The sequence below is a fragment of the Ferrovum sp. PN-J185 genome (assembly GCF_001581925.1).
In the GTDB taxonomy this organism is placed as follows: domain Bacteria; phylum Pseudomonadota; class Gammaproteobacteria; order Burkholderiales; family Ferrovaceae; genus PN-J185.
Map to the genome: position 1 here is coordinate 364,911 of NZ_LQZA01000001.1, position 26,356 is coordinate 391,266.

The following is a 26,356-nucleotide window of genomic DNA, read 5'->3' on the forward strand; positions in this document are numbered from 1 at the left end:
ATATCTTTTCAAATTTTTACAATTGAATAGTTGTTATTTTTTACAATTTTGTCACCTTGGTGTAACCAATATAGTTCTGAGTCAGTGTTACTCTACCTATCGGACAAAAATTATTAGGGGAGTGAGTAGTAAGTGCAGATAGATCGATATCACATCACATCAAGTAACGCTCCTTTTATTATTGCTGAAATAGCCTTAGGTCATGAAGGAAGTCTTGGTATGGCAATGGCTTATATTGATTTAGCCAAATCATGTGGTGCTTCAGCAGTAAAGTTTCAAATGCATTTGGCACATGAAGAGAGTACACCATGGGAACCGTGGAGAGTGCCATTTAGCCATCAAGATAAAACTCGTTTTGACTATTGGCAACGAACTGCCTTTCTCTTTGATGAATGGCAAAAACTTAAACATCATGCTGAACATTTAGGTTTGGTTTTTTTATGTTCACCCTTTTCTTTAAAGGCCTGTGATTGGTTAGAAGAGATGAATATTAGTGCCTGGAAAGTAGCCTCAGGTGAAATCCATAATCAACAATTAATGCAACGGCTCGCTCAATCAAATAAACCCATAATCCTATCTAGCGGTTTAAGTCGAACTCATGAGGTGATTGGATTAGTTAAGGGCCTTCAAGTACAAAAACGCAGTGTAGCATTGTTGCATTGTACAACACGTTACCCAACGCAGGCAGAAGAGGTCGGTTTGAATGTAATGGAAGAGATGCACGCATTACTTCCCACTCTTCCGTTAGGTTTGTCTGACCATTCAGGAGAAGTCTACCCAGCTGTTTTAGCCACCTACTTAGGTGCTTGCATAATCGAAGTTCATTTAACTTTTCATCATTCTATGTTCGGCCCAGATGTTAAATCTTCTTTGACTCCAGATCAATTCAAAGAAATGGTACGAGCAGTTAATTTTGCGCATATTATGCGAAATAATCCAGTAAATAAAGACACGCAAATTGATCAATTAAGTTGTACACGCATTATTTTTTCAAGAAGCCTTTACACTCAAACATCTTTACGAATAGGAGAGATTTTGACTGAGAAACATATTGGCTATAAAAAACCAGGAGGTGGACTAACCTATGAACAAAAGAATTTAATTTTAGGACGAAAAGCCAAGAAGGATCTCCCAGAAAACCATTGTTTAAGAGTTGAAGATTTTGAATAAAACCATTTGTGTTGCTATTACTGCTCGTCCTAGTTATTCTCGCATTAGAAGTGCTTTATCTATTTTAAGTAAAAATAAAGATATAGATTTACATATTCTCTGTTCTGGATCCGCTTTATTGAGTCGTTACGGACGTATTGTCGACTATATTCAACGTGATGGATTTCACGTTTATGATGAGTTATACACTTACGTTGAAGGGGATGAGTCTATTAATATGGCGTTAACTACCGCCAACACTATTAGTCTTTCTGCGCAAGCATTTAAAAAGCTAGCCCCAAATTATATTGTTACGATTGCCGATCGCTATGAAACATTGGGTACAGCGGTAGCAGCAAGTTATATGAATATACCCTTGGTACATATTCAAGGGGGTGAAGTGAGTGGGAATATTGATGAGGTAGTAAGACATACAGTCACAAAATTATCTGATTTTCATCTTGTTTCAAATGAGTATGCTGCACAACGCGTACATTCTTTAGGTGAATCGCCTGAAAATATATTTATAACAGGGTGTCCATCAATTGATATTGCTGAAGAAGCCAAGCAGATTTCCCAAGAAGTTTTGGTTAATTCTTTACAACTTCAATTGGGTAGTCACATTTTTAATTTGGCTGAACCGTTTATTGTTTTATTGATTCATCCCGAAACCAATCATCATGAAGAAAGCTTTAATAATATGTTTTTATTATTAGCGCTACTTACCAAACTTGATATCAACGTATTGGTATTTAATCCAAACGTTGATAGTGGCTCGGATTCGATGTGGCAAGCTCTAGAGTTTTTTAAAAAAGGATATGAACAAAGCCGTTTTTATTACATTAACAATCTTGAGGGACATGTTTTCTTGAAATTATTAACATTAAGTTCATGCCTCGTCGGGAATTCAAGTGTTGGCATTAGAGAATGTGCCTATTTGGGTGTTCCTGTTGTTAATGTTGGTGAACGTCAGAGCGGGCGTGAACGAGCTAATAATGTTTTGGATGTAGCTTGGGATGAATATGAAATTACGGCTGCTATATTACAACAATTAAGTATCCAATGTTATCCTCAATCAACACTTTATGGTAATGCTGATGCAGGTGAGAGAATTGCGAGCGTACTTAACTCATTAAGTTAATTAGGTACAGCTTCAATCACTGTTATTTGAAAAGTGTTACTAAATAAGCAAAAAATGGTATCTTTCACTTATGAACGCCCATATTTTACTTGTTGATGATGATACAGACTTATTGCGTCTTTTGACCATGCGTCTTGAAGCAGCGGGATACCGTGTTTCTGCTGCCACTACTGCTGAAGAAGCTTTGGCTAAACTTGCAATTGAGCGGCCACAGCTTGTGGTAAGTGATGTACAGTTACCAGGCCTTGATGGATTGCGTTTATTTGATGAAATCAGGCAGCGCCATCCAATTCTCCCTGTTATTCTAATTACTGCACATGGCACCATTCCTGATGCGGTTGAAGCTACTACGCGAGGCGTCTTTGGTTATTTAACTAAACCGTTCGAAGGGAAAGTGTTGCTCGATAAGATAGCCGAAGCCTTATCTGTTTATCATGTGTCTTCGGAAGAACCCAGTACTATGGAAGAGGAGTGGCGCAGTCATATTATTAGTCGTTCTGACCGAGTTGCTGAACTGCTTAATGAAGCCAAAATGGTTGCTCAGTCAGATGCCAGTGTGTTAATTAGAGGCGAGAGCGGCACTGGAAAAGAGCTATTAGCACAAGCTATACACCGAGCCAGCCCCCGGGCACAGCATTCATTTGTAGCGTTAAATTGTAGTGCTATCCCGGAGCATTTATTAGAGTCTGAATTATTTGGTCATGTGAAAGGTGCTTTTACAGGCGCAACCCATTCTAATGAAGGGTTATTTCGTGCAGCACAAGGAGGAACTTTATTTTTAGATGAAATAGGTGATATGCCTGTTAATCTGCAAGCAAAATTATTGCGTGTGTTACAAGAACGTAAAATTCGCCCGGTAGGATCAAGTCAGAGTATTGATGTTGATGTACGTATTCTGTCTTCAACCCATCAGGATTTAGAAACAGCTATTCGCGAAGACCAGTTTAGAGAAGATTTATACTATCGATTAAATGTTGTTGAGCTAACACTTCCACCGCTTAGAGAAAGACGTGAAGATATTTTACTTTTAGCTAACCATTTCCTAAATCGCTTAGCAGTGAAATACCACAAAACAATTAATGGTTTTACCCCTGATGCGATTGAAGCACTAACGACTTATTCTTGGCCTGGTAATATTCGTCAGCTTTATAACGTAATTGAACAGGTATCAGCATTATCCACAGGATCTCTGATTTCTCATACGTTAGTTCAGCGAGCGCTTAAAGTCCCATCGGTACAGATTCTCAGTCTAGCAGAAGCTAGGGAGCGTTTTGAACGAGATTATTTAATTGGTTTATTAAAAGTCACAGGTGGTAACGTGGCAGATGCAGCTCGATTAGCTGAGAGAAACCGAACGGAGTTTTATCGCCTTTTACAAAAACACGGGCTTACTCCAGATACATTTAAGAGATTGGAAGGTCAAACTGGCGTTGTCACTATTGAGCGACAACCCTAACTACTTGTTTTAATTAATCTTTTTCAAAAAAGAAATATGGTTGTCGTTAACTAGCGACAAAACCAACGTATCCTGAAAGTTTGAAAACTAACGATGCTGATAAATCCTTTTAAAAACAGTGTGTTAGGTTTTAAAATTTGGTTGGCATGGATGTTGCTTTGTAGTTGGCATGAATCCAAATGAACATACACATATTTCTCAGTCAGCGCAATTAGCGCCATCTATTAATCGCGGCTCAATGGTAGCCAAGCCTTGGTCAAGCTTTAGACAGGGGTTTTCTTTGCTAATGCAAGGCATCAAACAAAAAACCATTAAAGCCACTTACCCATGGCAGCAAATGGCCATAGAACGACGCCGTGTACTCATGTTGCTAGTGACTTTAACGACCGCAACCGTTGCTTATTTGTGGATTGATAATCAAAGTAATTGGGATTTTTTGCCTTTACGCTTATTACAATTAACTTTGTTTTTATTATTAACTGCCTGGGTTGCTGCAGGTTTTTTTACTGCAATTATGGGTTTTTTAGTTGAGTTGTTTGCAGATGGATTTGCCTTGAGTGCGAGACAAGTGGCACACCAAAGCCTGTCGGTAAATACCAAAACAGCAGTAATTATGCCTATCTGTAATGAATCTGTTGACACGGTTTTTGCAGGATTACGAGCTACCTGTGAGTCATTGGCTCAATGTCCTGAAGCTAAACAATTTGACGTTTTCATTTTATCTGATTCGTTTGATCCCGCTATTCTGGCAGAAGAGCTTAGTGCGTGGTCTACTCTGCGTGATCAATTACAAGGCCAGGTTAATCTCTACTATCGTGTTCGCCAACGTCGCACCAGACGTAAAGCCGGCAATGTGGCTGATTTTTGTCGTCGCTGGGGTAAAAATTACCAGTATATGGTGGTCTTTGATGCTGATAGCGTCATGAGTGGTGACGCATTGGTGACGTTAGCTAAATTAATGGATCAGAATCCACGCTCAGGAATTATTCAAACAGTTCCTCAACCCTGTGGTGTAGATACTTTACATGCCCGCGTTCAACAATTTGCCGCTCGAGTTTCTGGACGGCTCTTTACTAAAGGAATGCTGTATTGGCAACTTGGGGAGTCACATTATTGGGGGCACAATGCCATCATTCGTATCGAGCCATTTATGAAGCATTGTGCTTTAGCTGATTTGCCAGGTACAGGTGGATTGAGTGGACACATCATGTCTCATGACTTTGTTGAAGCTGCAATGATGAGAAGAGCGGGTTTTGACGTGTGGCTTGTGACTGATATTGAGGGTAGTTACGAACAGCAACCAGCTAATTTACCTGAAGAGTTACAACGTGATCGACGTTGGTGTCAGGGTAACATTAAAAATATCCGCCTTATAGCAGAGCCTGGGTTTGCAATGGTTCATCGCTTTATGTTGCTAACGGGGGTATTGGCCTATGCTTCCTCTCCATTGTGGTTATTATTGATCTTAATAAGTACTCTCGTTTATGCTCTGGATTATTTCTTTGGTAGTGGATTAACGGATAATTTACTGTTATCACATTACACTGAACTGTGGTACGTGACATTGGTCTTGTTGTTTTCACCGCGCATCATGTCTTTATTGGTGATTTTCTATAAGAGAGAAAGTATTCAATACGGTGGTGTGTTTGCTTTGCTTAAAAGTACGTTATTTGAGTCACTGTATTCTGCTATGGTTGCTCCGTTAAGAATGATGGCACATACCTATTATGTTGTTTCTGCTTTAACTGGACTTGGGTTAGAGTGGAAGTCTCCTCTTCGTGAAGCTAAATCATTACAATGGCGCGATACATTTAAGTACTTTATTCCCTACATGTGGCCAATGGCTTTATTAGCATTAATTACCTTGGTTGTTGCTCCTGGAAATTTACCTTGGCTATTACCAGTGTTTATTCCAGTAATATTAGCTACGCCCTTTGCAGTGATTACCAGTAGTAGTTATGTGGGATTGTGGTTACGTGTTAGAAACGTGTTTATCACTCCTGAGGAATCAACCGCACCGGCTGTTATGCAACAAGCATGGTACTATAGTGGACGCTATATAAAATTGAATAGACTTTTACGTTGGTTACGACAGCCAAAAGCTCGTTCAGGCGCAACCGCTTACCATTTACGCTAATGCATGAGAGACTCAAAACAGCTTAACAGTGAAATAAAAAAAACTGACAGTTTTATTTGGGGGCAACATTTTCCTTTATCATTTAGGCAATTGTTGCTTCTCGCATTTTTGAGCATTATTTTATTACTTGGTGGTGCTCTAATCCGTACTCTTGTATCGCTACAAAACCTTTCACAACAAAACGTTGAATATCCCAAAAAAATGCTGTTCGTTTTAGAACAGATTCATGAATTACAAGACACAACGGTCTCTTTGGAGAGGAAGTCACGGCAATTCATGGTACTTAATGATCCTACAATGCGTGGGGACATTAAGAAAAACTTTACCCATGGAATTGAGGTAGTGAAAGCATTAGAGGCTGTACCAGATATTGATTTAGAGCCTCTTTTGGAGCAGTGGATAAAACTAGCCCAGTTTGCCTCTAATTCATTAATTAATGACTCTCTAGTGACACCAAACCGACAACAGGAAATATTAAATACGTACGGTCAGCTAGGTGATCTTATTCAACAGATTGACTCTTCCTCTCGCGATTATTTAAAAAAATACAATGAAACACTAGTGATTGCGTTTAAACGTCAACGAGATACCTTAATTACATTTGGAATATTTGCTTCCTTATTTGCCGTTATGTTAGCGCTTATTTTGGGTATGTGGTTATCTCAATCATTAAGAGAAGTGGAAACAGCAATCGATCAACTCGGTACTGCTGACAAGGACCAACCTATATTTATAGGTGGTCCCGCCGATATGAGGCGATTAGGTGAACGAATTGATACTTTACGCCAACGCTTAAATGAATTGGAAGCTGATAAATTATTATTTATGCGCCATATTTCTCATGAATTAAAGACTCCACTCGCTAATCTTCGTGAGGGAATCGCTTTACTAGAAGATCAGGTGATGGGGCAGATGAATACACAACAAACAGAGATTATTCATATTTTAAGAGATAATGCTTTGTCTCTTCAGCAACAAATTGAAAGTTTGTTACAGTACAATGCTTTTTCAGAAGACACGCGTCGATTAGATTTACAGTGTGTAGATATTTACCAGTTATTGAAGGAATTAATTACTCGTTATCGGCTGCAACTACAATCTCGTTCTCTTACCATTGATTTGATTGGGCAATCACTAAAAACACGATTAGATTCAGATAAAATAGAAATTATTGTGAATAATTTATTATCTAATGCAGTACGTTTTAGTCCAGAACATGGCTTGATTAAACTAACCTTATCACTTAACCAGTCAATGGTTCGTATAGATTGTGAGGATCAAGGGCCTGGTGTTGCACCAGAGGATCGAGACAAGATTTTCAACCCCTTTTATCAAGGCTCAAGGCAACCTACTAGCTCTCGTAAAGGTAGTGGAATCGGCTTGTCTATTGTGAAAGAATTGGTGTCTGCTCATGGCGGACAGGTATTGTTAATTTCCGGCGAACAAGGTTCGCATTTTTCTATTGAGATTCCCTATGAAGCTTGTTAAATATAGTATGCTGATAGCCGCAATCGTATCATTGAGTGCGTGTAGTATTCATCAAGAAAATGATACAGCCAGTCAGTTACACAGTCAAAGTGAAACAAGATTGAAACACCGGCAAGAAGAGAACCTAATTGGAACTACTTGGTTACAGATTAACCAAGATTTAAAAGTATCCACAATTACCAAACAGCAGATGGTAAATCAATGGTTAAGTGGTACAGACACATTAAACGGTATAGATCGCGTCCGCTTAATTGCGTTATTACTTCTTAATGTAGATACCCAATCACATATTCAGGCACTGCGATTATTAACCAGCATGCCAGACACACAAAAAACAGACTTATTGCCTATTGTTGAATGGCAGACGGCTTTAGCAAAAAATCAAATTATTCAAGATAGTCAAATGCGTGATGTGACGCAACAATTATCAGAGGCTCAATTAAAAATTACGGCTCTACAAAAAAAAATCAAAGAATTAAAAGCCTTGGAAAGTAATTTATTATCAAAACCTTCAGAAAATCACTAGTATTTGGATAACAACCATGAGTATTTCACGTCGTCAATTTTTATCTTGGGTAAGTCTTTTTGCAACGACTACAGGCATAGGTTTTACAAACAGTACTTTGGCTGGGTTTGCTACAAATCAGACTGGAGATGCGTTTGATTTTTCATTTGAAGAATTAATTAAGCAGGCAAAGCAGTTAGCCCATAATACGTATCAGGCTCCACCCAAACCGGATGCTCATGTGTTAGATGAGATTGATTGGGAGAATCACGGAAAAATTCAGTTTGATACAGATCATGCTCTTTTTGCTAATGGTCCTGGTCAATTTCCAATCTCTTTTTTCCATCAAGGACGATTTTTTAGAGTCCCGGTTAGAATGTTTGTGTTGGATAGTAATGAGTCAACTACCCAGGCAAAAGAAATACTTTATAACTCCCATTTATTTACCATGCCGGAAAATAGCCCGGCACGCCGTTTAACCTCTCCTGCTGCCTTCGCAGGATTTCGTATTCAAGAGAGTAGGCTCAATAATACCGCGCAATTAAATTGGCGTACCAATGATTGGGCGGCATTTTTAGGAGCGTCTTATTTCAGGGCAATCGGTGATGAATACCAGTACGGTTTATCTGCAAGAGGAGTAGCAGTGAATGTGGTGGTTGAAGGAGTTCAAGAAGAGTTTCCTGATTTCACTCATTTTTATTTTGTTCCACCTGAAGACAATAGTGACTCAATGATTATCTATGCACTATTAGATGGTCCAAGCATTACAGGGGCTTATCGATTTAAGATTACTCGACGCCACGAAGTGATTATGGAAATTGAAAACCATCTTTTCTTGAGAAAAGATATCCATCGTCTTGGTTTGGCCCCAATGACATCTATGTATTGGTTTTCTGAGAAAGATAAAAAGACTGCTGAGGATTGGCGTCCTGCAGTTCATGACTCTGATGGATTAATGTTATGGACCGGTCAAGATGAGCATGTTTGGCGTCCGCTAAATAATCCTTCAGGAATTCAGATTTCTTCTTTTGTTGATAATCATCCAAAAGGTTACGGCTTAATGCAACGTGAGCGCCGTTTTAGTGAGTATCAAGATGCTGTGCACTATGAAAAACGTCCTAGTTTATGGTTAGAACCCCTTGGTGACTGGGGGGAGGGAGCAGTTCAATTGGTTGAATTACATACCTCAGAGGAACTCTACGACAATATGGTAACAATGTGGGTACCAAAAGAAAAAGCCCGTGCTGGACAATCGTTTCATTTAAACTATCGTCTATATTGGCAAGCCGATTATCCTTTTCCTCTCCCGCTTGCTGAGGTGTGCCGTACTAGTATTGGCCGCGGAGGAGAGCCTGGGGTGAGCCGTCCACCAGAGGCTCATAAGTTTATGGTGGAATTTCACGGCGATATTTTTTCAACACTCCCACCAAATACTGATCCTTTTGCCGATCTTTGGACCTCGAGAGGTCGGTTTGATTTAATTTATGTTGAACGCGTTCCTGATGGAAAACCGAATCAGTGGCGTATTATTTTTGATCTCATTTTGCCAAAACAAGACAAAGGTGACCCTGTTGAGTTACGTTTAACTTTGAAGTCACAAGGAAAAGTGATTTCTGAGACGTGGGTATATCAATATTTACTCAGTTAACTAGCTCTTGTCTTTGTTGTATTGCTTAAAATAGGCTTCGTCTAATGCTCTGAGGTGAGAGAGTTTTTCTTGTATTTTTTGTTCTAAACCGCGCGGCGTAGGTTGGTACCACTGTGGCTTGTTCATGCCCTCTGGGAAATAGTTCTCACCTGCTGCGTAGGCTTCAGGTTCATCATGAGCGTAACGGTAGGTTTTACCGTAACCAAGCTGCTTCATAAGTTGTGTTGGAGCGTTCCGTAAGTGATGGGGAACATCCCTTGTTTTATCTTGACTGACAAAAGCCTTTGCTTGATTAAAAGCCTGATATCCTGCATTTGATTTTGGTGCTACTGCCAGATAGATGAGTGCTTGAGCCAAGGCCAACTCACCTTCTGGAGAGCCTAATCGCTCATAGGTTTGCGCAGCATCATTAGCAAGCTGAATTGCTCTTGGATCAGCAAGACCAATATCTTCCCAAGCCATACGAATAATACGACGCATTAAATACTGGATATCCGCTCCGCCATCAAGCATACGACAAAACCAGTACAGCGCCGCATCAGGATCAGATCCTCTTACCGATTTATGTAATGCTGATATTTGGTCATAAAACTGTTCTCCGCCCTTATCAAAACGCCTTAACGCATTAAGAAGTAGTGGCTTAAGATCAGAGGTGGTAACCAGTGTTTTGTTATGATGTAGAGCGAAATGATGGACTTGCTCGATCAAATTGATCAGTCGTCGACCATCGCCATCAGCGCTCTCAAGAAGAATGGTTTGCGCTTCTTTATCCAGTTGAATTGGTGGAATTAGATGAGTTAAAGCGCGTTGATACAGTTGCTCTAACTCATTATTGTTAAGGGAATGTAGAACATATACCCGTGCACGTGATAACAGTGCTGAGTTGACCTCAAAAGAGGGGTTTTCAGTAGTGGCACCAATAAAAGTAATAAGTCCAGATTCCACATGTGGAAGGAGTGCATCCTGCTGTGATTTACTAAAACGATGTATTTCATCAATAAATAAAACAGTCTTTCTACCATCTAATTGTAAATTCTGCTGCGCCCTATCTACTGCCTCTCGTATATCTTTGACTCCGGCTAATACAGCAGAAAGTGCAATAAACTCATCCGCCACATGTTGAGCGTAAAGTTGTGCCAGTGTGGTTTTACCTACTCCAGGTGGTCCCCATAGAATCATTGACTGCAGTTGTTTTGTAGTAAAGGCAAGACGCAAAGGGCCTTGTTCACCAAGAAGATGGTGTTGACCGATTACATGATCGATATTGCGAGGTCTTAATTGCTCAGCTAAAGGAGTAGTAGGCTGTATCATTTTTTTATTATCTCATGACTGACGAAATACATCAGCCTCCGTTACAATAGTAACTTTATACTTTATTGGTAATATTAACAGCCATGATTCGTACTCGATTCGCTCCTAGTCCAACCGGTTATCTCCACATAGGGGGTGCTCGTACTGCATTATTTTCATGGGCTTTTGCTCGTCATAACGGAGGACAATTTATTCTTCGTATTGAGGACACAGACCTTGAACGTTCAACTGATGCATCAACTCAAGCTATTTTGGATGGCTTAAAGTGGCTAGGTATAGATTATGATGAAGGTCCGTTTTATCAAATGAAACGCCTTGCTCGTTATCAAGAGATAGTTGATCAATTGTTGAATTCTGGTCACGCTTATTATTGCTATGCTTCAAAAGAAGAGCTTGAAGCTCTTCGTACCGCTCAACGTGAGCGAGGTGAAAAACCTCGCTATGATGGCCGCTGGCGTGATAGTAAAGCGTCTCCACCCGTAGGTGTTAAACCCGTAATTCGCTTCAAAACACCGCTCACAGGTGAAGTCACTTTTCATGATTTAGTAAAAGGACCCATTACAGTAGCTAATAGCGAACTTGATGATTTGGTTATCATGCGCGCTGATGGAGTACCTACTTATAACTTTGGTGTGGTTGTGGATGATTTGGATATGGGCATTACCCATGTAATTAGAGGTGATGATCACGTAAATAATACGCCACGTCAGATTAATATTATGAAAGCATTAGATGCAGTTATCCCGCAATTTGCTCATGTTCCAATGATTCTTGGTTCTGATGGTGAACGGCTATCTAAACGCCATGGTGCTGTGAGTGTGATGCAATACAAAGAAGAAGGATATTTGCCCGAAGCATTAATGAATTATTTAGCGCGTTTAGGCTGGTCACATGGTGATGAGGAAATGTTCACACAGGAACAATTTATTTCATGGTTTGATTTGGGACATATTAGCCGTTCTCCTGCACGGTTTAATCCTGAGAAACTAACTTGGTTAAATCAACAATACTTAAAACAATCTAGTGATTTTGAGCTCGCTCAATTATTAGAGCCTGAGTTAAATAAAAGAGGAATAGAAATTTCTCATGGCCCACAACTCTCAGAGGTAGTTGGCCTACTTAAAGCGCGTGTTAATTTGATTCCAGAAATGGCTGATGCAGCATTGTATTTTTACCAAAGGAGCAGTATTTCTGAAGAGTTACGTCTCCAGCATTTGAATGAAACAAACCTAAATACTATCCGTCATTTTAAAGAAATGATTCAATTCATTGAATGGACACCAACTGATATCAATGAATGCTTAAAACAAACTGTAAAAGAGTTGGGAATTAAAATGCCACAGATTGGTATTCCGTTAAGAGTAGCTGTGTGCGGACAAACACAAACCCCCTCTCTGGATGCTACTTTGTACTTGATTGGTCGTGAGGAAGTGTTAAATAGAATTAACGTTGTCTTAGATTTGTAGAATTTAATAACTTACAAATACTTTGACGGCGAAAAGCGCTATAAGTTTGTATTTTGTTGTCAACGCTAAATAGAAATGTCCCCTTTTCTGCAAAGTAGAAATGTCACCTTGTTCAGTTTTATTTGCTTAACTGTGTAACGGTTTGTCCGTCAGTGGTGGGTTTGCTGACGGGTGTATGTCTCCAAGGGTGGTTAGCTGAGGGTTTACGACCCATGTTTGACCTAGTTCGTTGTGCCAGTGCAATGTCAACACGTGTATTTACTGTTTTACTATCAGCCTCAGCTGCCTGTTTTTGTGCTTTGGTCATGACTGTAAATGCCATTCTCCGTTTTTGCCAAAGTAATTCCTGAGTACCATCAAAATGCTGGCATAACGTTACATTGGCTTGGCGTAATGCCAATCCTTGACCGTTTGTCTGAACCTGTATCAATTGCCCTTCATATTGAAAGGATAGGTTGTTAGATAGTCTCTTGGCTACATGCACAGACAGAATATGGCGCAAAGAGTCCTCTGTGCCTTGATACGGTAGATGAGCATCTTGCGTATCTTGTGGCGCTACGCTAAAGCGTTGGTTATATTCTTGTATATATACAGGAAGCCAGGCGTTGGCCTCATCCATGGAGTTAATTCCTGCTAGGCGCATTTCCTTAACTAACCGGTCTTGTAATGTTTGGTTAGCTCGCTCCACACGTCCTTTGGCTTGAGGGGTATTGGCGTGGATGCATTCAATGCCTAATTCTCTGGCTGCTCTTGAAAACTGGGTTTCTGCACTAGGGTTGGCATCACGAGCGTTGATGCGAAAGATACTGTGTTTATCGCTATATAGCGTGGCTGGTATGCCATGCTCTTTAATATGATCATATAAGATGTGCATGTAGCCCAAGGTGGTCTCAATGGAGACAAAGCGCAGTTGCATGAGTTTACCCGTTGCATCGTCGATGAACACCAGCAGCGTACAGTATTCACTACGACCCTCGAACCAGTCATGAGGGCTGCCATCGATCTGAATCATCTCACCCAATCTGGCGCGGCGCTCCCGCATTGGGTGGGTGTAGAGACGTGCCCCTTTACGAGGCATCCAGAGTTCAGCCTCAATCATTAATTGGCGTGTAGTCTCAACAGAGAGTGATAGATGGTGACGTTCCTGTAACTTCTCACAAGCTAGAGTTGGCCCAAAGTCCCGGTAATGCGTGCTAATTACTTCAATCGCCTGGTGTCGTAGCACATCAGTCAGACGGCGGTTTGAGGGCATACCACGCTTTTTACTGATTAACCCTTTTAAACCTGCTTCGCGATAGCGCTTCAGGATACGTTTGATTTGACGAACACTCACAGACAGGCGATCTGCTGCTTGTTTCTGGCCTATTTTACCTGCCGTCAACAATTCCATAACTTGTGCTCTTAACGCTTCTTTCTGACTCATCATCCTATCCATTCAAAAAAGCCCACCATTAATTTATAACTGGCTATGAGTTTACTCACTCAGGGGACATTTCTATTTAGCACAGAGGGGACATTATCATTTTTGCGCTAACAATAAGTTTGTATTTTGTTTGTCAAAAGTCCCAGTTTAGGCTATCATTTGAGGCTTAGTTGATAGGGGGTATAGCTCAGCTGGGAGAGCGCTTGCATGGCATGCAAGAGGTCAGCGGTTCGATCCCGCTTACCTCCACCATCTTCTATTTTCCCACCTTTTCCAGTTCATTCCAAAATATCTCGCAATTCTCCAAATAGCTTAATAATTCATTGTTTTTAAACGGTTTTTTTAACAATTATTCTTCTTTTTATAAAGAATTTTTTCCGACGAAATCCAGTTTTGTTCTATGACAGCCAAGAAATTTGGGGGCAAAAATGGGGGCAAGTACATCAATTGATAATTTACTTGCCCCCAAAATACCACTTACAGATGTAGCCATAAAGAATGCTAAGCCAAAAGATACTAGCTATAAGCTATTTGATGAAGGTGGGCTTTTTCTGGAGATATATTCCACCAACTGAAAGAGGGTAGCAATTCCGGTGTTTATATATTATTTGAGCATGAATCGGGCGGCGGAGGTACTGGATGAAAAATTTTATAGGGATAGCTCAGGTAACAAGCTAGGCGTGGGGCTGAAGGTGTTTCCATAAAACCCAAAACCGAATCCTAGAAAGCAGAAGGGGCTCTGTAGTATCAGAAGCCCAACGCCGGCCGCGTAGTCGCAACCCATTTATTATTGATAATAGCGGATCAGCCTGAATATAACAAGAACTGTTGTTGACGATTTGTAACTGTTTATACTATAAGATCAGTAACATACAAGCCTATCTTAATGTTTATAAAGCAATAAAATGTGATGCGATTGCTTTGGTATAAGTGTTTGATTTATGTCTTCAAAAAAGGCTCCTTTTTTCTCATGCTTACTTTTAAAAGAACAACAATGCCAGCTGAGGCAACAATTGAAACTACACCTTGGCAAGGTTAAGCAAGCGTGCCCGTACCGATGCAGCAAGATTACCGTTTATCCTACCGTCTCCAGATAAGGGCGCATTACGTTAGCAACGCGACAAATTTTGGCAAAGCGCCAGAGATCATCATTGGTCGCCTTCTTCTGAGCGCGAGCATCCTTTAGCGCCTCAAGTGCGACATCAAGGCCGATCTTATTACGGTGCTTGAAACAATCAGCGATGGTTTTGGCTACCGAGTAGACTCGTAGTTTGATCTGATCCCGCTGAACAAGATCGATTCCCTCTGAGTAGGACTCATCTGAGAACTGAACCATTTTGACTGGCGGACAGTCGATTTTGGGCGTATGACTACCACGAGGCATGGCGATCCATACCTGATGTGGAAGCTGGGTAGTCAGTTCATGGAACTGCAGGGCAGTGAGAAGACAAAAGACAGCCTGTGGCACTTTGGTTGCGATAGTGGTTAGACTTTCAAATTCGGAACCTTGATTGCTGGGCAGACGGTAAATACCTCGACCAGTCTTTTCTAGCAGGCCGCTAGCCGTCATTCGTGTCAGCACAACCCGAGGAGCTCCAATAATAGCGAGATCACTAGGGCGTAGCATCCCCTTCTGGTTGACTAGATTAAGGACGCGTTGGGTATGGGTATCGTGGCTCATAGTTAATACAGCATGTTCCATATTTTCGTTAAATGCAAGTTAGTGACGAATTAAAGAAACATATGAATATCGAAATCGAGACCACTATAGTCACAATAATTTTTGTGAAAACAACATAAGCTCACCTTACATATTTAGCGTTTTAAATCACTTAACATGCAATGAAGAAAATCATTGGCGGCGTTACTTGTCGATGCTATGAGGATTCTATTGGATAACGGGTGCCGTATCGTCGATAGTTGAGTGATAAATAGCGGGCGATATAACTAGACTAATTCGATAAATCAAAGGGTTCTATCACCCAATAGTAATAAGAGGTGGGCGATAGCTTCGTTACAACAGTATGGGTAAGCAAGTGCAACACTTGAAGCTTATGCATGGCAATATGCTGATTAAAAAACAAGTGATCTGTTTGAAGCGTTCAAGACATGAATCAATTCAGCCTTTTAAGGTTCTTTTATTTACTGGAACGGCAAACGTGATCCTACAGGTTGAGAGTAAGAGAGGATGAAATGCTACATATAAATTGACTACTTAGGGTCAGCTACCTCGACGGATATATTAACAGTATGTTTTTATGTCATAAAACAAAGGAAGATTTGACTAGGGATCTTTTTTGTATACTTAAATCATTCATAAGGCCACTAATCGTACTAAAAAGCGTTACTGTCTTCCTGGTTAAGTTGTTATTTAAGTGTATATAACATAGGGAGGATAGAATTTTTAATGCTTACCTGTAATCTGCTCATCGCCTCAAACACTTAACATTTGGTCAATAAACGCCAATATAAACTTCTAATCATATTAGTATTAATTGACGTCTAACAATCATATCAATAGCCATAAAACAATTTAAATGAATCGGCTTTCAACTACTAATTTAGTGACCATATACGACAATAATAAATAGGAGGTAGTATACGAAATTGACAATATATAGGTGTCTGACTACCATTGCTATAATAACACCCGCCAAGGCTATGCTCATCAGAGTATCCTCAAACCGGCGGGTTACTTTTTTTGGGATGGGCTAAAAATGCAAAAATCTTTCAAATGCCAACTATCACTCAAAAAGAACAGGGTAGCTTGTTACAAGAAAAGAGCTTTACGACCTATCCCTGATTTTTCCTTTAAAACTAAATTGGTTCGGTTTTTTGAGTCTTTTAGACAAGGATGTGCGTACTGTCAATGAGCACATACAAAATGTGTATGACGATAAGGAAGTCAGCTGTGAGCCAACTATCCGGAAATTCCGGATAGTTTAACAGGATGGTTCGCGGCAGGTTAAGCGAGTATTTGAGCACTACAATCTAGATGTGACCATTTACTAGGGGTACAGGGTAAAGTCGGCGCTCGGTGTGCAGTTTCGCCGGTGGGCCTGGTGGAGAATGTCAACCGTTACACGCAACCCTTACTGTGGCTGTAACGCTAAGATTAGCGAATGCTGACCGATTCGAGTGGGCAGGGGGGCGCGGTACGCTGCCGATGGAGGTCTAGGCCACTCAAGCGTTGCAAACACTATTTGAGCTTACAGGGATGTCAGTAATATTGTGGAAAGCCCAGTATCCAGATGCTTGTTGATACCTACGAATATCGCCTTGATCGCCACATGTGCTCCTCATCCAATTCGAGCAAGGAGTTGTTCGATCACGTCGCAGGCCTGCCGCTGCCGCAACGTCCTCGCCTCACGTTGCTCTGGCTCGTCGCCTTCACCCAACTCGAACTTGGCGACAGACACCGGACCATCCTTGCGATAGCCCTCGGCTTTTTCGTCGCTTGCGAAGCGGCTACGCAGGATCGCAAGCGAAGCGTCGACGACGTCACCGTGCTTGCCGTTGCGCTCCTTGTGGAAAGCCGCAGCCACGGCGTCCAGTCCTTCGGATGCGTGTTCAATACAATAGATCAGATCGTGCGCGTCCTTGCGTTCGAAGCGCTGATCGAATGCGAACGACTTCAGGCAGGTAAAGCTGATCAGGTTGGCATGCCTGATCTGTTCCGTCGCGATTCCGTTGCCGCCGAGGAGTTCGGCCTGTATCTCGGTGACTTGGTGAAGGTCAAAAACGATGGACGAATACGGGATATTCAGTGCGGAGATCGTGCCTTCGGTGGGCAATGGCTGTACATTGCCACCAGCGATCTCCGGTGCATCCGCCAGCAGTTCCAGCACCATCAAAGCGCCATGTTCAGTGCGGGTCTGCCAACGCCAGGAAAGCTTTGTACCGGCGCTGTTCTCGGCCCGCTCGAACCCCATCTTCTTGAGGTTGTCTTCAAGTGTGTGATACGCCTCGGTATCCGCTAGGATTTGCAGGTCGATCACGATGTCCACGTCCAGAGTGCCTGCATGCGCCGGCACTACCGGCGGCCGTGCGGCAACAAGATAGCGTGGCGTGAGTCCCCCGATCAGGTAGACAGACTCTTTCCACGGCCCAAGTCCGCGCAGCAGCGTCACGAGGACGCGTTCACAGTCCACTGTGTACTGATCGCTGTAGCCATCGAATATTGCGGGTTTTGCCATCAGAAGCCAATCCTTTCCTTACGTAAGTGCTCGGCCATTTCCTTAGCGCGGCCTTCGCCGCGCAAGAGGTCGAGATAGACCTGGACCGGACTGGCCAACCAAACGCCCTCGACGTTTTGCCGAAACAGTAGTTCTCCCGCCGACTTCGTCTCGATGACCGCGAGGTTCGCCCCTTCATTGACAACGCGAGCACCCAGCTCAGCTATTGCCGTCTCGGTACTGGTGCTGGGTAGTAGTCGAACTCGCACCTGTGAGATACCGGACAAAAAGGGGGCATAGCGCTGTGCAGCTGCTTCGTAGCTCACCGCGTAAGCGATATGATGCGCATCGAACATCTGGCCGAGCCGTTCAATCAGCGCATCAGATTTCAATCCGGGTACGAAATACCGGCGTAGCACCGGCGCGCGCTGCGCTGCGAACTGCTTCACCCAAGCGTCGAGCAACGCACTTGGTTCGCGCAGATGCCGCTCCTTGCTTGGCCCTTGTCCACGAGACACCAACCAGTCGAACCGCTCCAACTCACTCAATACGTCTGAGGCCGTGGATGGAGCCACCTGTGCCCGTTCGGCTACTTCGGTAACACCAAACCATTCCTCGTGATTGACCAGAAGCGCGTACAAAACCTGGGCGCGTCGCCCGGAGAAGAGCGACCGCACCGACTTCTCCAAAGTCTTCGGAACCGGCTTGTCGATGTAGATGTAGGCGCTGGAGCCCGGCAGGAACAGGCTGCCGCCGCTATCGAAGTAGCCAATGCGCTCGGCTCTTAGCAATTCTTTCGCCCCCGGTGATAGCGACTCGGCGATCAGCAGGTGCTGCACATCGGCGTGGTGCCTGTGCTGGACCGACTTCAACTGCCACAAAACCTGGCGCACATCTCGTGGGTAGACAGACTTCCTTACCTCAACCAGCAAGACGATCGATCTACCGGCAATGTGTAGATCAATCTTCGCGTCGACTCGACCGGTAGCCTGAACAGTCAATTCCGACTGAGCCAGCTCAGCATGCACGTCCGGCAACTCCCTGAGCGAATCCAAGAGATGTTCTATCAGGACATGTTCAATATAGGGCAATTCGGTCAAAATAGACGTTATTTCCTGTTCAGTAAATAAGTGAAATATACCAAATATTCGACTGAAAGACAATATTCGCTGCGTAGCGAATTTGGTAGAGAGTGACCAGTGCACCTCACCGCCACACGGCAGACCACACGACACCGCTACACAGAGCGATAGAAAGATGGAAGAGAGTGTTAGTTGCAAGAAAAACGACAAGGTTCGTCACAGGCCAGCCACCACCAGATTCTCAGTTCTTAGCACAAGATCTAATTCTTCATTCCCTACGACCTTCAGCGTTAGGTCCTGGAGACCAAGGACGCAGAATGGAGTATCCAGCTGTTCTCGGTGGATCAGTTGGCACGGCTGTCAACACAGGCGCTGTGGTCCACGCCTGTGCCAGAGGGGCTTAGCCTCAGCAGTTTCGATGTGCACCTAGGCGTTTTCGACAAGGCCGAACTCGCTGATGTCACGCGTCGCGTCGTCGCCGAAACCCTGAGCGATTTGGAAGCCTATGAACAAGACGAGCGCGGCGAGCTGGAAGGACTCACCTGGGCTTCCCTCAATAAAACGGATACTTTCATTAAGTGCGTTAATATGAAAGAAGTTTGTAAAGATGTTGCAACAGTAAATGATTTAGATGGTATTTCGGCTCTACAAAGCGTTAATCATTTTTCGAATGGTGGAAGCTTGTCTGCCTTCATTCCGCATGTACAACTGATCTTAATGATGGATGCGCTACCACAGATAGTAGCAAGACAAAATGGGTTGGTGATTGGGTTTTTACTCAGTTCTACGGTAGAAATGTGTAAAGATATTCCAATACTTCAGTCGATGCTTGAAGCGTATCCTGAGCGTACTCATGATGCTTATGCCTATGGTCCAATCTGTATTGCGGCAAGTGAGCGTGGCAAGGGTCTCGCGCAGGAAATGTATACACGACTACGATGTTTGCTTCCAGGGCGTGAGGGAGTATTGTTTATTCGCAGTGATAATGAATCATCTCTGCGCGCACATCGCAAGATGGGTATGCGAGAGGTTTCACATTTTGACTTCGCTGGAATTGATCATACAGTTTTATCCTACATTGGGTAGAAATGAAAGTACTGAATTGCCCATGTAGGGCTAATGGTCAACTTATTGCGATATTGTTTTAATCAATCTATTAGTACCTGTTAAACATTGTTATAACAGAGACATCAAGTATTTTAATACACATATAATATTTGCGTTTACTAACGAATTAACTCCAAAAAAGGATCACAGTTCTAAGTTTGGGTAAATAATATGTAGTTTCTGACACATAGTGTTGAAGTACAGTCTCAGCCACAAGTGAAAGGAAGCAGAGTAAGAAAACTTGTTCAAATCGAGGCAGAAAGAATATTAAGTGAGATAAATGAGCACCTATTTTTCAAGTTCATTTTATAGGGGCAAGTTTGGGGGCAAGTTATTTTTTAAAATAAATATTATGTTTTAAAAACAATGGCTTATATTATTTTTTTTGTAGAGCTTCCCCCAATATTATTGACACCCCTGTAAGCTTAAATAGCGTTTTTCAAACTTTACCGGGTTATTATCATTCAAAAATGAAAGTGTTCGATTTATAGAGGGAAGCCCAGTCTGGTCTAAAGCGAGCTTAAGACAATACAAAGCCAGTGCTGTTTACCTCATTGAGTCGGTAATAAAATACGAAGAGGATAGAATTAACGGCATCAACAAGATCAAAGAAATTCATCATACCGAGCAGGAACTTGAAACCGTAAATAATAAGGACATTAGAGGTACGGCAACCAATAAGGCTAAGAGCATTGGTGAGGATAAGTTGGGGCTTTTATATAAACGTTTAAGTCAGTTAAACAGCAAGTACGGCGAGATTACCAGAGACATGTTTAAAATGTCATTAGTTTACGGCATGAGGCCGATTGAATGGGCTACCCTTGACATGACTGAGATGAAAAGGGAAAGTGATGGTGTTGTAGAGAAACTACTCGTACTAAAAATTAAAAACGCCAAAAACACAAATAACTGCGCCAACGGGGAATACCGCTACATCCGAGTCAGCAACGATGACGATTTTGAGTTGATTGAAAAGATAATAGCCGTGATCAGGAAAGAGACTCAAAACGGTAAACGCTGGAACATTTTTTATCGCTACATCAGGAAGGCGATTAAAACCGTCGACATGAAGAACAACAGTGGCAAACAGATCACCATGTACACCGCCCGCCATCAGTTTTCAGCCAACATGAAGAATGTAGTCGATACCACAGAGCTTGCGGGTTTTATGGGACACGCCAGTGACAAAACCGCTATCATCCATTATGGCAAAAGAAAAAGTGGACACTCGCAATACAAATTGACTGGAAAAGAGAGAGCTAAGTCCAATAACAAAAGCCTTTATAAAGATCATTTCGGTGACAAAAACTCACCCAGCGACAGTGACACACCTAGTAACAATAACGGAAACAGGGCTTAAAAAATATTTTTTGAAGAAGGCTTAATTTCACTTAGACCTTTGCACAACAAAAAGAATTTACTTCCTTGTTTTATAAAATAAATATTGTGTCTAAATGAGAGTATTTTTTCCTTAACCAGTGATTTAATTGTATCAATAATCCTATCATCTAATATGATTTCTTATTCGCTCGTTGATTCTGGTCTCTAAGATGCGAAGACGATCTATTATAGTATCGAAAATGGGCCATGTCCCAATAAACATGCCAGCGTCAATCATGCGCTGAAAATCATAACGTAAGGCAACTAGTATGGTCTCTTCAGGGATAAGTTTGAGTTGACCGTTCAAGCAGGCATCATAGTTTGCATAACCCGCATTATAAAAAACTTTTTTATATTTCAGCACATCTGCTAAAAGAGCCAAATTTTCTAAGGCTAACTGCCCAAGATTATGGTCAGCCAGCATAGCCAAATCATACCAATGACGTGATAGACGTTCTGCGCTAGATCGGAACTCGTTACGTTGACATTCGACGTGAATCAACGTGACTTTTTCCCAAAAAGTACGTGATGGAGATAAGACTGTAACTGTTGGGTTTGGAAACAATAGGTTCGTTATGTGAGGGGCGATATCTGGTTTAATGTTGTGTTCAGCATTTGGTTCGGTTATGTTACGACCGCCAAATTCTATTAGCACGTTGTTACCCATATAGTCTCCCAACGTTTCCAGTACGCTTGGGTAGTATAGACGCATCTGCTCGCCGTTTTCGCTGAGTTCAAGCCGGAACGTTTCGGCGTTACCATTAAAATCTTTAGCTAGTCTCTCTTTAATGTATGGCAAAACAATATCCAAAGCATGATCACGAACAAAAGATTTGAGATCTTCACTGAATTTCTTAAGCCTTGTCTTTGATATCCTTTCAGCAAATGGATTGATAGTACTGTCAAGGCCTCGGTAGTCCAGTGTGATGTCCACGTCTTCAGAAAAACGGGCGATGACGCCAAATACTTTAGAAAGAGAAGTACCCCCTTTAAATGCCATAGGAAGACGACCGGGCATTGAGAAAAGTGCCTGTAGCACCCAACATACCCATACATCCTTTTCTAACACTATCGGAGATCGCGACAGTTTAGGAGCCAATGCACGATAAATTTGGGATTGCTCTTGGGTTTCTAGGTTTAGAAAGAATTCAGACATGAGTTATCTTCTGTTCGTTACGGAAGATAGCATCGCTCATCCAAGCTGGCATTGATGAGGTCGCTGATTTGAGGATTTCAAATTCTTTTGCACCCAGTTTGTGGCGAATTTTCTCGATAAGAGTGGGTGTTACTTCCGTTTTACCAAGATACCACATGGCTGAAAGAGCAAGTCCTGCTGGACGGCCAGCCAACATCAGCTTACGTTGACAAGTATGCTGCAGACGTATTTCCATCTTACCCATGCGGATTCGTTTCGATGGACCAGAAGTCATAAATACTGACTGTGTTGGAACCTGTGTAGTTAATTCAAGACAACGGGCTGCTTCAGCTCCGTGAACCTGAACGATGGCCCCCACGCTCTTGGCAACGGTTTCCGCAACTTTCAAAGGCTCAGGCATTACCTTACCAACAAAACGATTGATTTCAGGGCGTACGAAGATACCGCGTGCTACACGTTCAATCACACCTGCCTTGATAAGGCGAGAAAGGTTCTGATCAACAGACGCACGTGTACCGCATTCTAGAAGTAACGTTGGTGAAAAAGGTTCACCAACCGGTATATTCTCAATGCGTTGTCGAATTAACTTAGCAGTTTTATAAATAGGCTTCATGTATGAAAATATAGTTGAATTTCTGACAAATTGCAAATGTTAATCTTCTAAAGAGTGAGGAATACAACAAATTACCTTAAATTTTATGTGCTGTTCAGTTTTACTAAACTAACAGTAGTTTTTATTAAAACGAAGGGTGGGCTTCCCTCAATAAAACGGATACTTTTATTAAGTGCGTTAATATGAAAGAAGTTTGTAAAGATGTTGCAACAGTAAATGATTTAGATGGTATTTCGGCTCTACAAAGCCTTAATCAACTTTCGAATGGTGGGAGCTTATCTGCCTTCATTCCGCATCCACAATTGATTTTAATGATGGAAGCGCTACCACAGATAGTAGCAAGACAAAATAGGTTGGTGAATTTCATAAATCCTTCTTAATCTACATTGCATTAAGCTTTGTTACTATACGTACTTTTTAATTTCCATCTGAAGCCATTATTACGTTATATCCCGCTTCGGCGCTCCGTTTATTTTACTCCTCTTTGCCTTTACCCGGATGATGAAGCTGTGCCTGAATCACACTAGCGTCAAAAATGCTGATTTCACCACTATGGATATAAAGACCTTGTTCGCTCAGTTGACGATTAATCTCCGCCAATAAGTAGGCTTGTAATGCAACAACTTGTGGGTAATTACGAAAACGACAGAAACTACTATGGTCAGGAACTGCTTCAGAAAGACTTAAACCAATAAAGCGACGAAACAACAAATCACGTGCTACCTACTTGTCTAGTTGCGGATCACTGAGCTTACACCATGATTGTAGTATCACTACTCTGAACATTAACAATGGCGGCTATGCTTGCTCTCCACTCGCTTTATTGTGAATACCTGAGAGTATGGTTTCAATATGAGATTAATCAATGAGCTTATGCACACCATCTAGTTCAGTTAGTGCATGATGCTCAACAAGCAGGGCTTCGGTAAAACTTTGTTATTTGAGATTCTTTCAAGACATCATAGTTAACGCTCCAATTTACATAACTTAATTATTTTTGAAAGTTCAGCCTTAAGGGAACCCTCTTGCAAGGGGCTCTGTTAATTATAAAGACATGAATTTTGATAAAAATTGATCATAATCAATATGTTAATGGGTAAATTGTTATAGCCTAGTAAGGTTTCATAACTATTAGAAATTATCATGATTCATACCACATTACCAATATTTAAGTTTAAAGATAAAAAATTATTACCTATTGTACAAGGGGGAATGGGAATAGGAATTTCTGCACACCGTTTAGCGGGTACTGTTGCTAAATATGGTGCTATAGGTACTATTGCAAGTATTGATTTGCGACACCATCATCCCGACTTGGAGATGAGCGGATGTAAAGATAATAGTATTTTAAATAAAATGAATTTAATTGCACTAGATAGAGAAATTAAAGAAGCAATTAAGTTATCAAATAAAAATGGGATGATTGCAGTTAATGTTATGAAAGCTGTAACAGACCATGCGGCATTAGTGAGACAAGCTTGTGAAAGTGGTGCAGATGCAATTGTAATGGGTGCAGGATTACCGCTTGATTTACCTGATATGACACAAGATTTTCCTCATGTGGCACTCATTCCAATTTTATCTGATTCGAGAGGAATCTCTTTAGTTTTAAAAAAATGGTTAAGAAAGAATCGTTTACCAGATGCTATAGTGATTGAACATCCTAAATATGCAGGTGGCCATTTGGGCGCTGCTGATCGATCGCAATTACTTGATACTCGATTTGATTTTAAAACTGTCATATCTGAAACTTTTCAATTATTTAAAGAACTAGGAATTACTGAAAAGACTATTCCTCTTATACCTGCGGGAGGGATTAATTCTTATCAGAAAATAAATAATTTAATATCTTTTGGCGCGCAGGCTGTACAGATCGGTACACCATTTGCAGTTACTGAAGAGTGTGATGCACATGAAAACTTTAAAATGGTATTAGCCAATGCATCTGTTGATCAAATCACTACTTTTATGAGTGTTGCAGGATTACCTGCAAGAGGAGTTATGACTCCATGGTTAAAAAAATATTTAGAGCGAGTAGTTAAATTACAGTCTCGTGCAAGAAGTGAAGGACGTAAGTGTGCGGCTGGCTTAAATTGTTTAATTCGTTGTGGTCTAAGGGATGGAAATGCTAAAACCGGTCAATTTTGTATTGATGTACATCTTACAGCCGCATTAAAGGGCGATTTAAAAAAGGGTTTGTTTTTTCGAGGATCAGAAGCATTACCGTTTGGAAATAAAATTCAATCTGTTGAAGAGTTACTTACATATTTATTAAATCAAAACAAAAATCTTGTTGCAACTTAAACAACCTCTATAAACTTTTTTATTTCTAGCTCTTTGAAAATGATATGGTTTTATTAGTGCTATTAGAATTCCCGGGGTTTGTGGGACCCTGTAAAAGATTCTGTGTAAATACCACGGGTTAAATTAGCAAGCATGTTTTTCAATACGCTCACTAAACTCAATCATAAATCTATTTAATGCCATACGCCAATGTTGAATTGGCATGGTCCACTTTTTCGATGCTTGAGAAATCGCTAAATAGATTACTTTTAGTGCCGATTCATCGTTATGGAACGTTGTCCAGAAGTTAAGTACTGATAAAAACTATAACTTTTGTAATGGTAGAGAATTTTCGGACCATGCAAGAATTGACGAAGCCTTGGGAAGTACCACATACTTTGCCGATCCCTTTAGTAGTTGGCAAAGAGGCAGTAACGAGAACTTGAACGGTTTACTTAGGCAATACATACCCAAAAAGAGACCCTTATCAACAGTCACGAACGAAGAATTAGAAATGATTGAACACCGCTTAAATCATCGATCTAGAAAAAGACTTGGCTTTAAAACGCCACATCAGGTGCTACAAGAGTTTTTAGACGGTGTTGCGCTTCGTAATTGAATACAAGTTGGAAAACAATATGTTTTCTACCACGCTATCATAGATTCTGTTCAAAGAATATCTTTTTAAGATATTTATGAGTGACTCGCTTTTGAGAATGAAAGTAATAGCCTATGTTTTGATGATGTTACTCATTTAATGTGGCTAGAGGTGGTTGGGTCGTGGCGTTAGATTATAGACGTTTGACAAAAAATAAGTATATTGCTGTAGTCAATAC

The 26,356-nt window shown here is 41.4% G+C and carries 21 protein-coding genes, 1 tRNA gene and 2 pseudogenes; 15 read left to right on the top strand and 9 right to left on the bottom strand.

The window, feature by feature from the left end; translation table 11 throughout:
* The first annotated feature begins 132 nt into the window (after window positions 1–132).
* The 7 genes from FV185_RS01805 (at window position 133) to FV185_RS01835 (ending at window position 9,524) form a co-directional block, all read left to right on the top strand.
* Window positions 133–1,170: an N-acetylneuraminate synthase family protein gene (locus FV185_RS01805; RefSeq protein WP_082786980.1), complete on the top strand. Its 1,038-nt coding sequence runs from the start codon at window positions 133–135 to the stop codon at window positions 1,168–1,170.
* Window positions 1,163–2,290: a UDP-N-acetylglucosamine 2-epimerase gene (neuC, locus tag FV185_RS01810; protein WP_197457711.1), complete on the top strand. Its 1,128-nt coding sequence runs from the start codon at window positions 1,163–1,165 to the stop codon at window positions 2,288–2,290. The genes FV185_RS01805 and neuC overlap by 8 nt, the downstream gene beginning before the upstream one ends.
* A gap of 70 nt (window positions 2,291–2,360) precedes the next feature.
* Entirely contained in the window at window positions 2,361–3,746 is a 1,386-nt protein-coding gene (locus FV185_RS01815; protein WP_067492996.1) for a sigma 54-interacting transcriptional regulator, read from the top strand.
* 169 nt (window positions 3,747–3,915) lie between these two features.
* Complete coding sequence (mdoH, locus tag FV185_RS01820; protein WP_082786982.1) at window positions 3,916–5,883, top strand: glucans biosynthesis glucosyltransferase MdoH; 1,968 nt, start codon at window positions 3,916–3,918, stop codon at window positions 5,881–5,883.
* Window positions 5,884–5,886: 3 nt separating this feature from the next.
* Complete coding sequence (locus FV185_RS01825) at window positions 5,887–7,371, top strand: sensor histidine kinase (protein WP_067492998.1); 1,485 nt, start codon at window positions 5,887–5,889, stop codon at window positions 7,369–7,371.
* 7 nt (window positions 7,372–7,378) lie between these two features.
* Entirely contained in the window at window positions 7,379–7,897 is a 519-nt protein-coding gene (locus FV185_RS01830; protein ID WP_197457712.1) for a hypothetical protein, read from the top strand.
* A 16-nt stretch (window positions 7,898–7,913) separates the two neighbouring features.
* Window positions 7,914–9,524: a glucan biosynthesis protein gene (locus FV185_RS01835; RefSeq protein WP_067493002.1), complete on the top strand. Its 1,611-nt coding sequence runs from the start codon at window positions 7,914–7,916 to the stop codon at window positions 9,522–9,524.
* On the opposite strand, the gene FV185_RS01840 is transcribed toward FV185_RS01835, so the two are convergent.
* Entirely contained in the window at window positions 9,525–10,835 is a 1,311-nt protein-coding gene (locus tag FV185_RS01840) for a replication-associated recombination protein A (RefSeq protein WP_067493004.1), read from the bottom strand.
* 83 nt (window positions 10,836–10,918) lie between these two features.
* On the opposite strand from FV185_RS01840, the gene gltX reads away from it, so the two are divergent.
* Window positions 10,919–12,301: a glutamate--tRNA ligase gene (gene gltX / locus FV185_RS01845; protein WP_067493006.1), complete on the top strand. Its 1,383-nt coding sequence runs from the start codon at window positions 10,919–10,921 to the stop codon at window positions 12,299–12,301.
* A gap of 118 nt (window positions 12,302–12,419) precedes the next feature.
* Here the strand turns inward: gltX and FV185_RS01850 are convergent, their stop codons facing one another.
* Window positions 12,420–13,724 (bottom strand): ISNCY family transposase, encoded by a 1,305-nt coding sequence (locus FV185_RS01850; RefSeq protein WP_067493008.1) that lies wholly within the window; start codon window positions 13,722–13,724, stop codon window positions 12,420–12,422.
* Window positions 13,725–13,900: 176 nt separating this feature from the next.
* Here FV185_RS01850 and FV185_RS01855 point away from each other — a divergent pair.
* Window positions 13,901–13,976: transfer RNA gene (locus FV185_RS01855), tRNA-Ala, on the top strand.
* Between the two features lie 823 nt (window positions 13,977–14,799).
* On the opposite strand, the gene FV185_RS01860 is transcribed toward FV185_RS01855, so the two are convergent.
* The 3 genes from FV185_RS01860 to FV185_RS01870 all read right to left on the bottom strand — a co-directional run bounded on the left by FV185_RS01860 (window position 14,800) and on the right by FV185_RS01870 (window position 18,999).
* Window positions 14,800–15,405: a type IV toxin-antitoxin system AbiEi family antitoxin domain-containing protein gene (locus tag FV185_RS01860; RefSeq protein ID WP_067494198.1), complete on the bottom strand. Its 606-nt coding sequence runs from the start codon at window positions 15,403–15,405 to the stop codon at window positions 14,800–14,802.
* Between the two features lie 1,618 nt (window positions 15,406–17,023).
* The gene (locus FV185_RS01865) at window positions 17,024–17,920 is read right to left on the bottom strand and encodes a hypothetical protein (protein WP_067493010.1); all 897 of its coding nucleotides are present in this window, start codon (window positions 17,918–17,920) and stop codon (window positions 17,024–17,026) included.
* Window positions 17,920–18,999 carry a type IV toxin-antitoxin system AbiEi family antitoxin gene (locus FV185_RS01870; RefSeq protein WP_197457714.1) on the bottom strand — a complete coding sequence of 360 codons (1,080 nt, stop codon included), beginning with the start codon at window positions 18,997–18,999 and terminating at the stop codon, window positions 17,920–17,922. Before FV185_RS01870 ends, FV185_RS01865 begins: the two co-directional genes overlap by 1 nt.
* A 92-nt stretch (window positions 19,000–19,091) precedes the next feature.
* On the opposite strand from FV185_RS01870, the gene FV185_RS09510 reads away from it, so the two are divergent.
* From FV185_RS09510 to FV185_RS01880, 3 genes are all read left to right on the top strand, one after another.
* A complete protein-coding gene (locus tag FV185_RS09510) occupies window positions 19,092–19,385 on the top strand; it encodes a hypothetical protein (RefSeq protein ID WP_156474146.1) in 294 nt (97 codons plus the stop codon).
* Between the two features lie 184 nt (window positions 19,386–19,569).
* Window positions 19,570–20,067 carry a GNAT family N-acetyltransferase gene (locus tag FV185_RS01875; protein ID WP_197457715.1) on the top strand — a complete coding sequence of 166 codons (498 nt, stop codon included), beginning with the start codon at window positions 19,570–19,572 and terminating at the stop codon, window positions 20,065–20,067.
* An 847-nt stretch (window positions 20,068–20,914) separates the two neighbouring features.
* Window positions 20,915–21,448, top strand: a complete 534-nt coding sequence (locus FV185_RS01880; RefSeq protein WP_197457716.1) for a site-specific integrase — start codon at window positions 20,915–20,917, stop codon at window positions 21,446–21,448.
* Between the two features lie 144 nt (window positions 21,449–21,592).
* Here the strand turns inward: FV185_RS01880 and FV185_RS01885 are convergent, their stop codons facing one another.
* Together FV185_RS01885 and FV185_RS01890 are read right to left on the bottom strand one after the other, a co-directional pair.
* A complete protein-coding gene (locus FV185_RS01885) occupies window positions 21,593–22,624 on the bottom strand; it encodes a nucleotidyl transferase AbiEii/AbiGii toxin family protein (RefSeq protein ID WP_067493014.1) in 1,032 nt (343 codons plus the stop codon).
* Window positions 22,617–23,237 (bottom strand): DUF6088 family protein, encoded by a 621-nt coding sequence (locus FV185_RS01890; RefSeq protein WP_067493016.1) that lies wholly within the window; start codon window positions 23,235–23,237, stop codon window positions 22,617–22,619. Before FV185_RS01890 ends, FV185_RS01885 begins: the two co-directional genes overlap by 8 nt.
* Before the next feature lie 182 nt (window positions 23,238–23,419).
* On the opposite strand from FV185_RS01890, the gene FV185_RS01895 reads away from it, so the two are divergent.
* A complete protein-coding gene (locus FV185_RS01895) occupies window positions 23,420–23,617 on the top strand; it encodes a hypothetical protein (RefSeq protein WP_067493018.1) in 198 nt (65 codons plus the stop codon).
* A gap of 94 nt (window positions 23,618–23,711) precedes the next feature.
* On the opposite strand, the gene FV185_RS01900 is transcribed toward FV185_RS01895, so the two are convergent.
* A complete protein-coding gene (locus tag FV185_RS01900; RefSeq protein WP_197457717.1) occupies window positions 23,712–23,945 on the bottom strand; it encodes a transposase in 234 nt (77 codons plus the stop codon).
* A 435-nt stretch (window positions 23,946–24,380) separates the two neighbouring features.
* Here FV185_RS01900 and FV185_RS01905 point away from each other — a divergent pair, with 435 nt between their 5' ends.
* Window positions 24,381–25,541: an NAD(P)H-dependent flavin oxidoreductase gene (locus tag FV185_RS01905; RefSeq protein WP_067493021.1), complete on the top strand. Its 1,161-nt coding sequence runs from the start codon at window positions 24,381–24,383 to the stop codon at window positions 25,539–25,541.
* A gap of 123 nt (window positions 25,542–25,664) precedes the next feature.
* On the opposite strand, the pseudogene FV185_RS09635 reads toward FV185_RS01905, so the two are convergent.
* Window positions 25,665–25,814: pseudogene (locus FV185_RS09635) on the bottom strand (IS256 family transposase); the annotation flags it as partial.
* A 43-nt stretch (window positions 25,815–25,857) separates the two neighbouring features.
* Here FV185_RS09635 and FV185_RS09350 point away from each other — a divergent pair.
* A pseudogene (locus FV185_RS09350) lies at window positions 25,858–26,139 on the top strand (IS30 family transposase); the annotation flags it as partial.
* Between the last annotated feature and the right edge of the window lie 217 nt (window positions 26,140–26,356).

Excerpts from the sequence above, each read along its gene's own strand:
- FV185_RS01815 (WP_067492996.1), top strand. The coding sequence starts at position 2,361 with ATGAACGCCCATATTTTACTTGTTGATGATGATACAGACTTATTGCGT.
- mdoH (WP_082786982.1), top strand. The coding sequence starts at position 3,916 with ATGAATCCAAATGAACATACACATATTTCTCAGTCAGCGCAATTAGCG.
- FV185_RS01825 (WP_067492998.1), top strand. The coding sequence starts at position 5,887 with ATGAGAGACTCAAAACAGCTTAACAGTGAAATAAAAAAAACTGACAGT.
- FV185_RS01830 (WP_197457712.1), top strand. The coding sequence starts at position 7,379 with ATGCTGATAGCCGCAATCGTATCATTGAGTGCGTGTAGTATTCATCAA.
- FV185_RS01835 (WP_067493002.1), top strand. The coding sequence starts at position 7,914 with ATGAGTATTTCACGTCGTCAATTTTTATCTTGGGTAAGTCTTTTTGCA.
- FV185_RS01840 (WP_067493004.1), bottom strand. The coding sequence starts at position 10,835 with ATGATACAGCCTACTACTCCTTTAGCTGAGCAATTAAGACCTCGCAAT.
- gltX (WP_067493006.1), top strand. The coding sequence starts at position 10,919 with ATGATTCGTACTCGATTCGCTCCTAGTCCAACCGGTTATCTCCACATA.
- FV185_RS01850 (WP_067493008.1), bottom strand. The coding sequence starts at position 13,724 with ATGAGTCAGAAAGAAGCGTTAAGAGCACAAGTTATGGAATTGTTGACG.
- FV185_RS01860 (WP_067494198.1), bottom strand. The coding sequence starts at position 15,405 with ATGAGCCACGATACCCATACCCAACGCGTCCTTAATCTAGTCAACCAG.
- FV185_RS01865 (WP_067493010.1), bottom strand. The coding sequence starts at position 17,920 with ATGGCAAAACCCGCAATATTCGATGGCTACAGCGATCAGTACACAGTG.
- FV185_RS01875 (WP_197457715.1), top strand. The coding sequence starts at position 19,570 with ATGAAAGAAGTTTGTAAAGATGTTGCAACAGTAAATGATTTAGATGGT.
- FV185_RS01880 (WP_197457716.1), top strand. The coding sequence starts at position 20,915 with ATGACTGAGATGAAAAGGGAAAGTGATGGTGTTGTAGAGAAACTACTC.
- FV185_RS01885 (WP_067493014.1), bottom strand. The coding sequence starts at position 22,624 with ATGTCTGAATTCTTTCTAAACCTAGAAACCCAAGAGCAATCCCAAATT.
- FV185_RS01890 (WP_067493016.1), bottom strand. The coding sequence starts at position 23,237 with ATGAAGCCTATTTATAAAACTGCTAAGTTAATTCGACAACGCATTGAG.
- FV185_RS01895 (WP_067493018.1), top strand. The coding sequence starts at position 23,420 with ATGAAAGAAGTTTGTAAAGATGTTGCAACAGTAAATGATTTAGATGGT.
- FV185_RS01905 (WP_067493021.1), top strand. The coding sequence starts at position 24,381 with ATGATTCATACCACATTACCAATATTTAAGTTTAAAGATAAAAAATTA.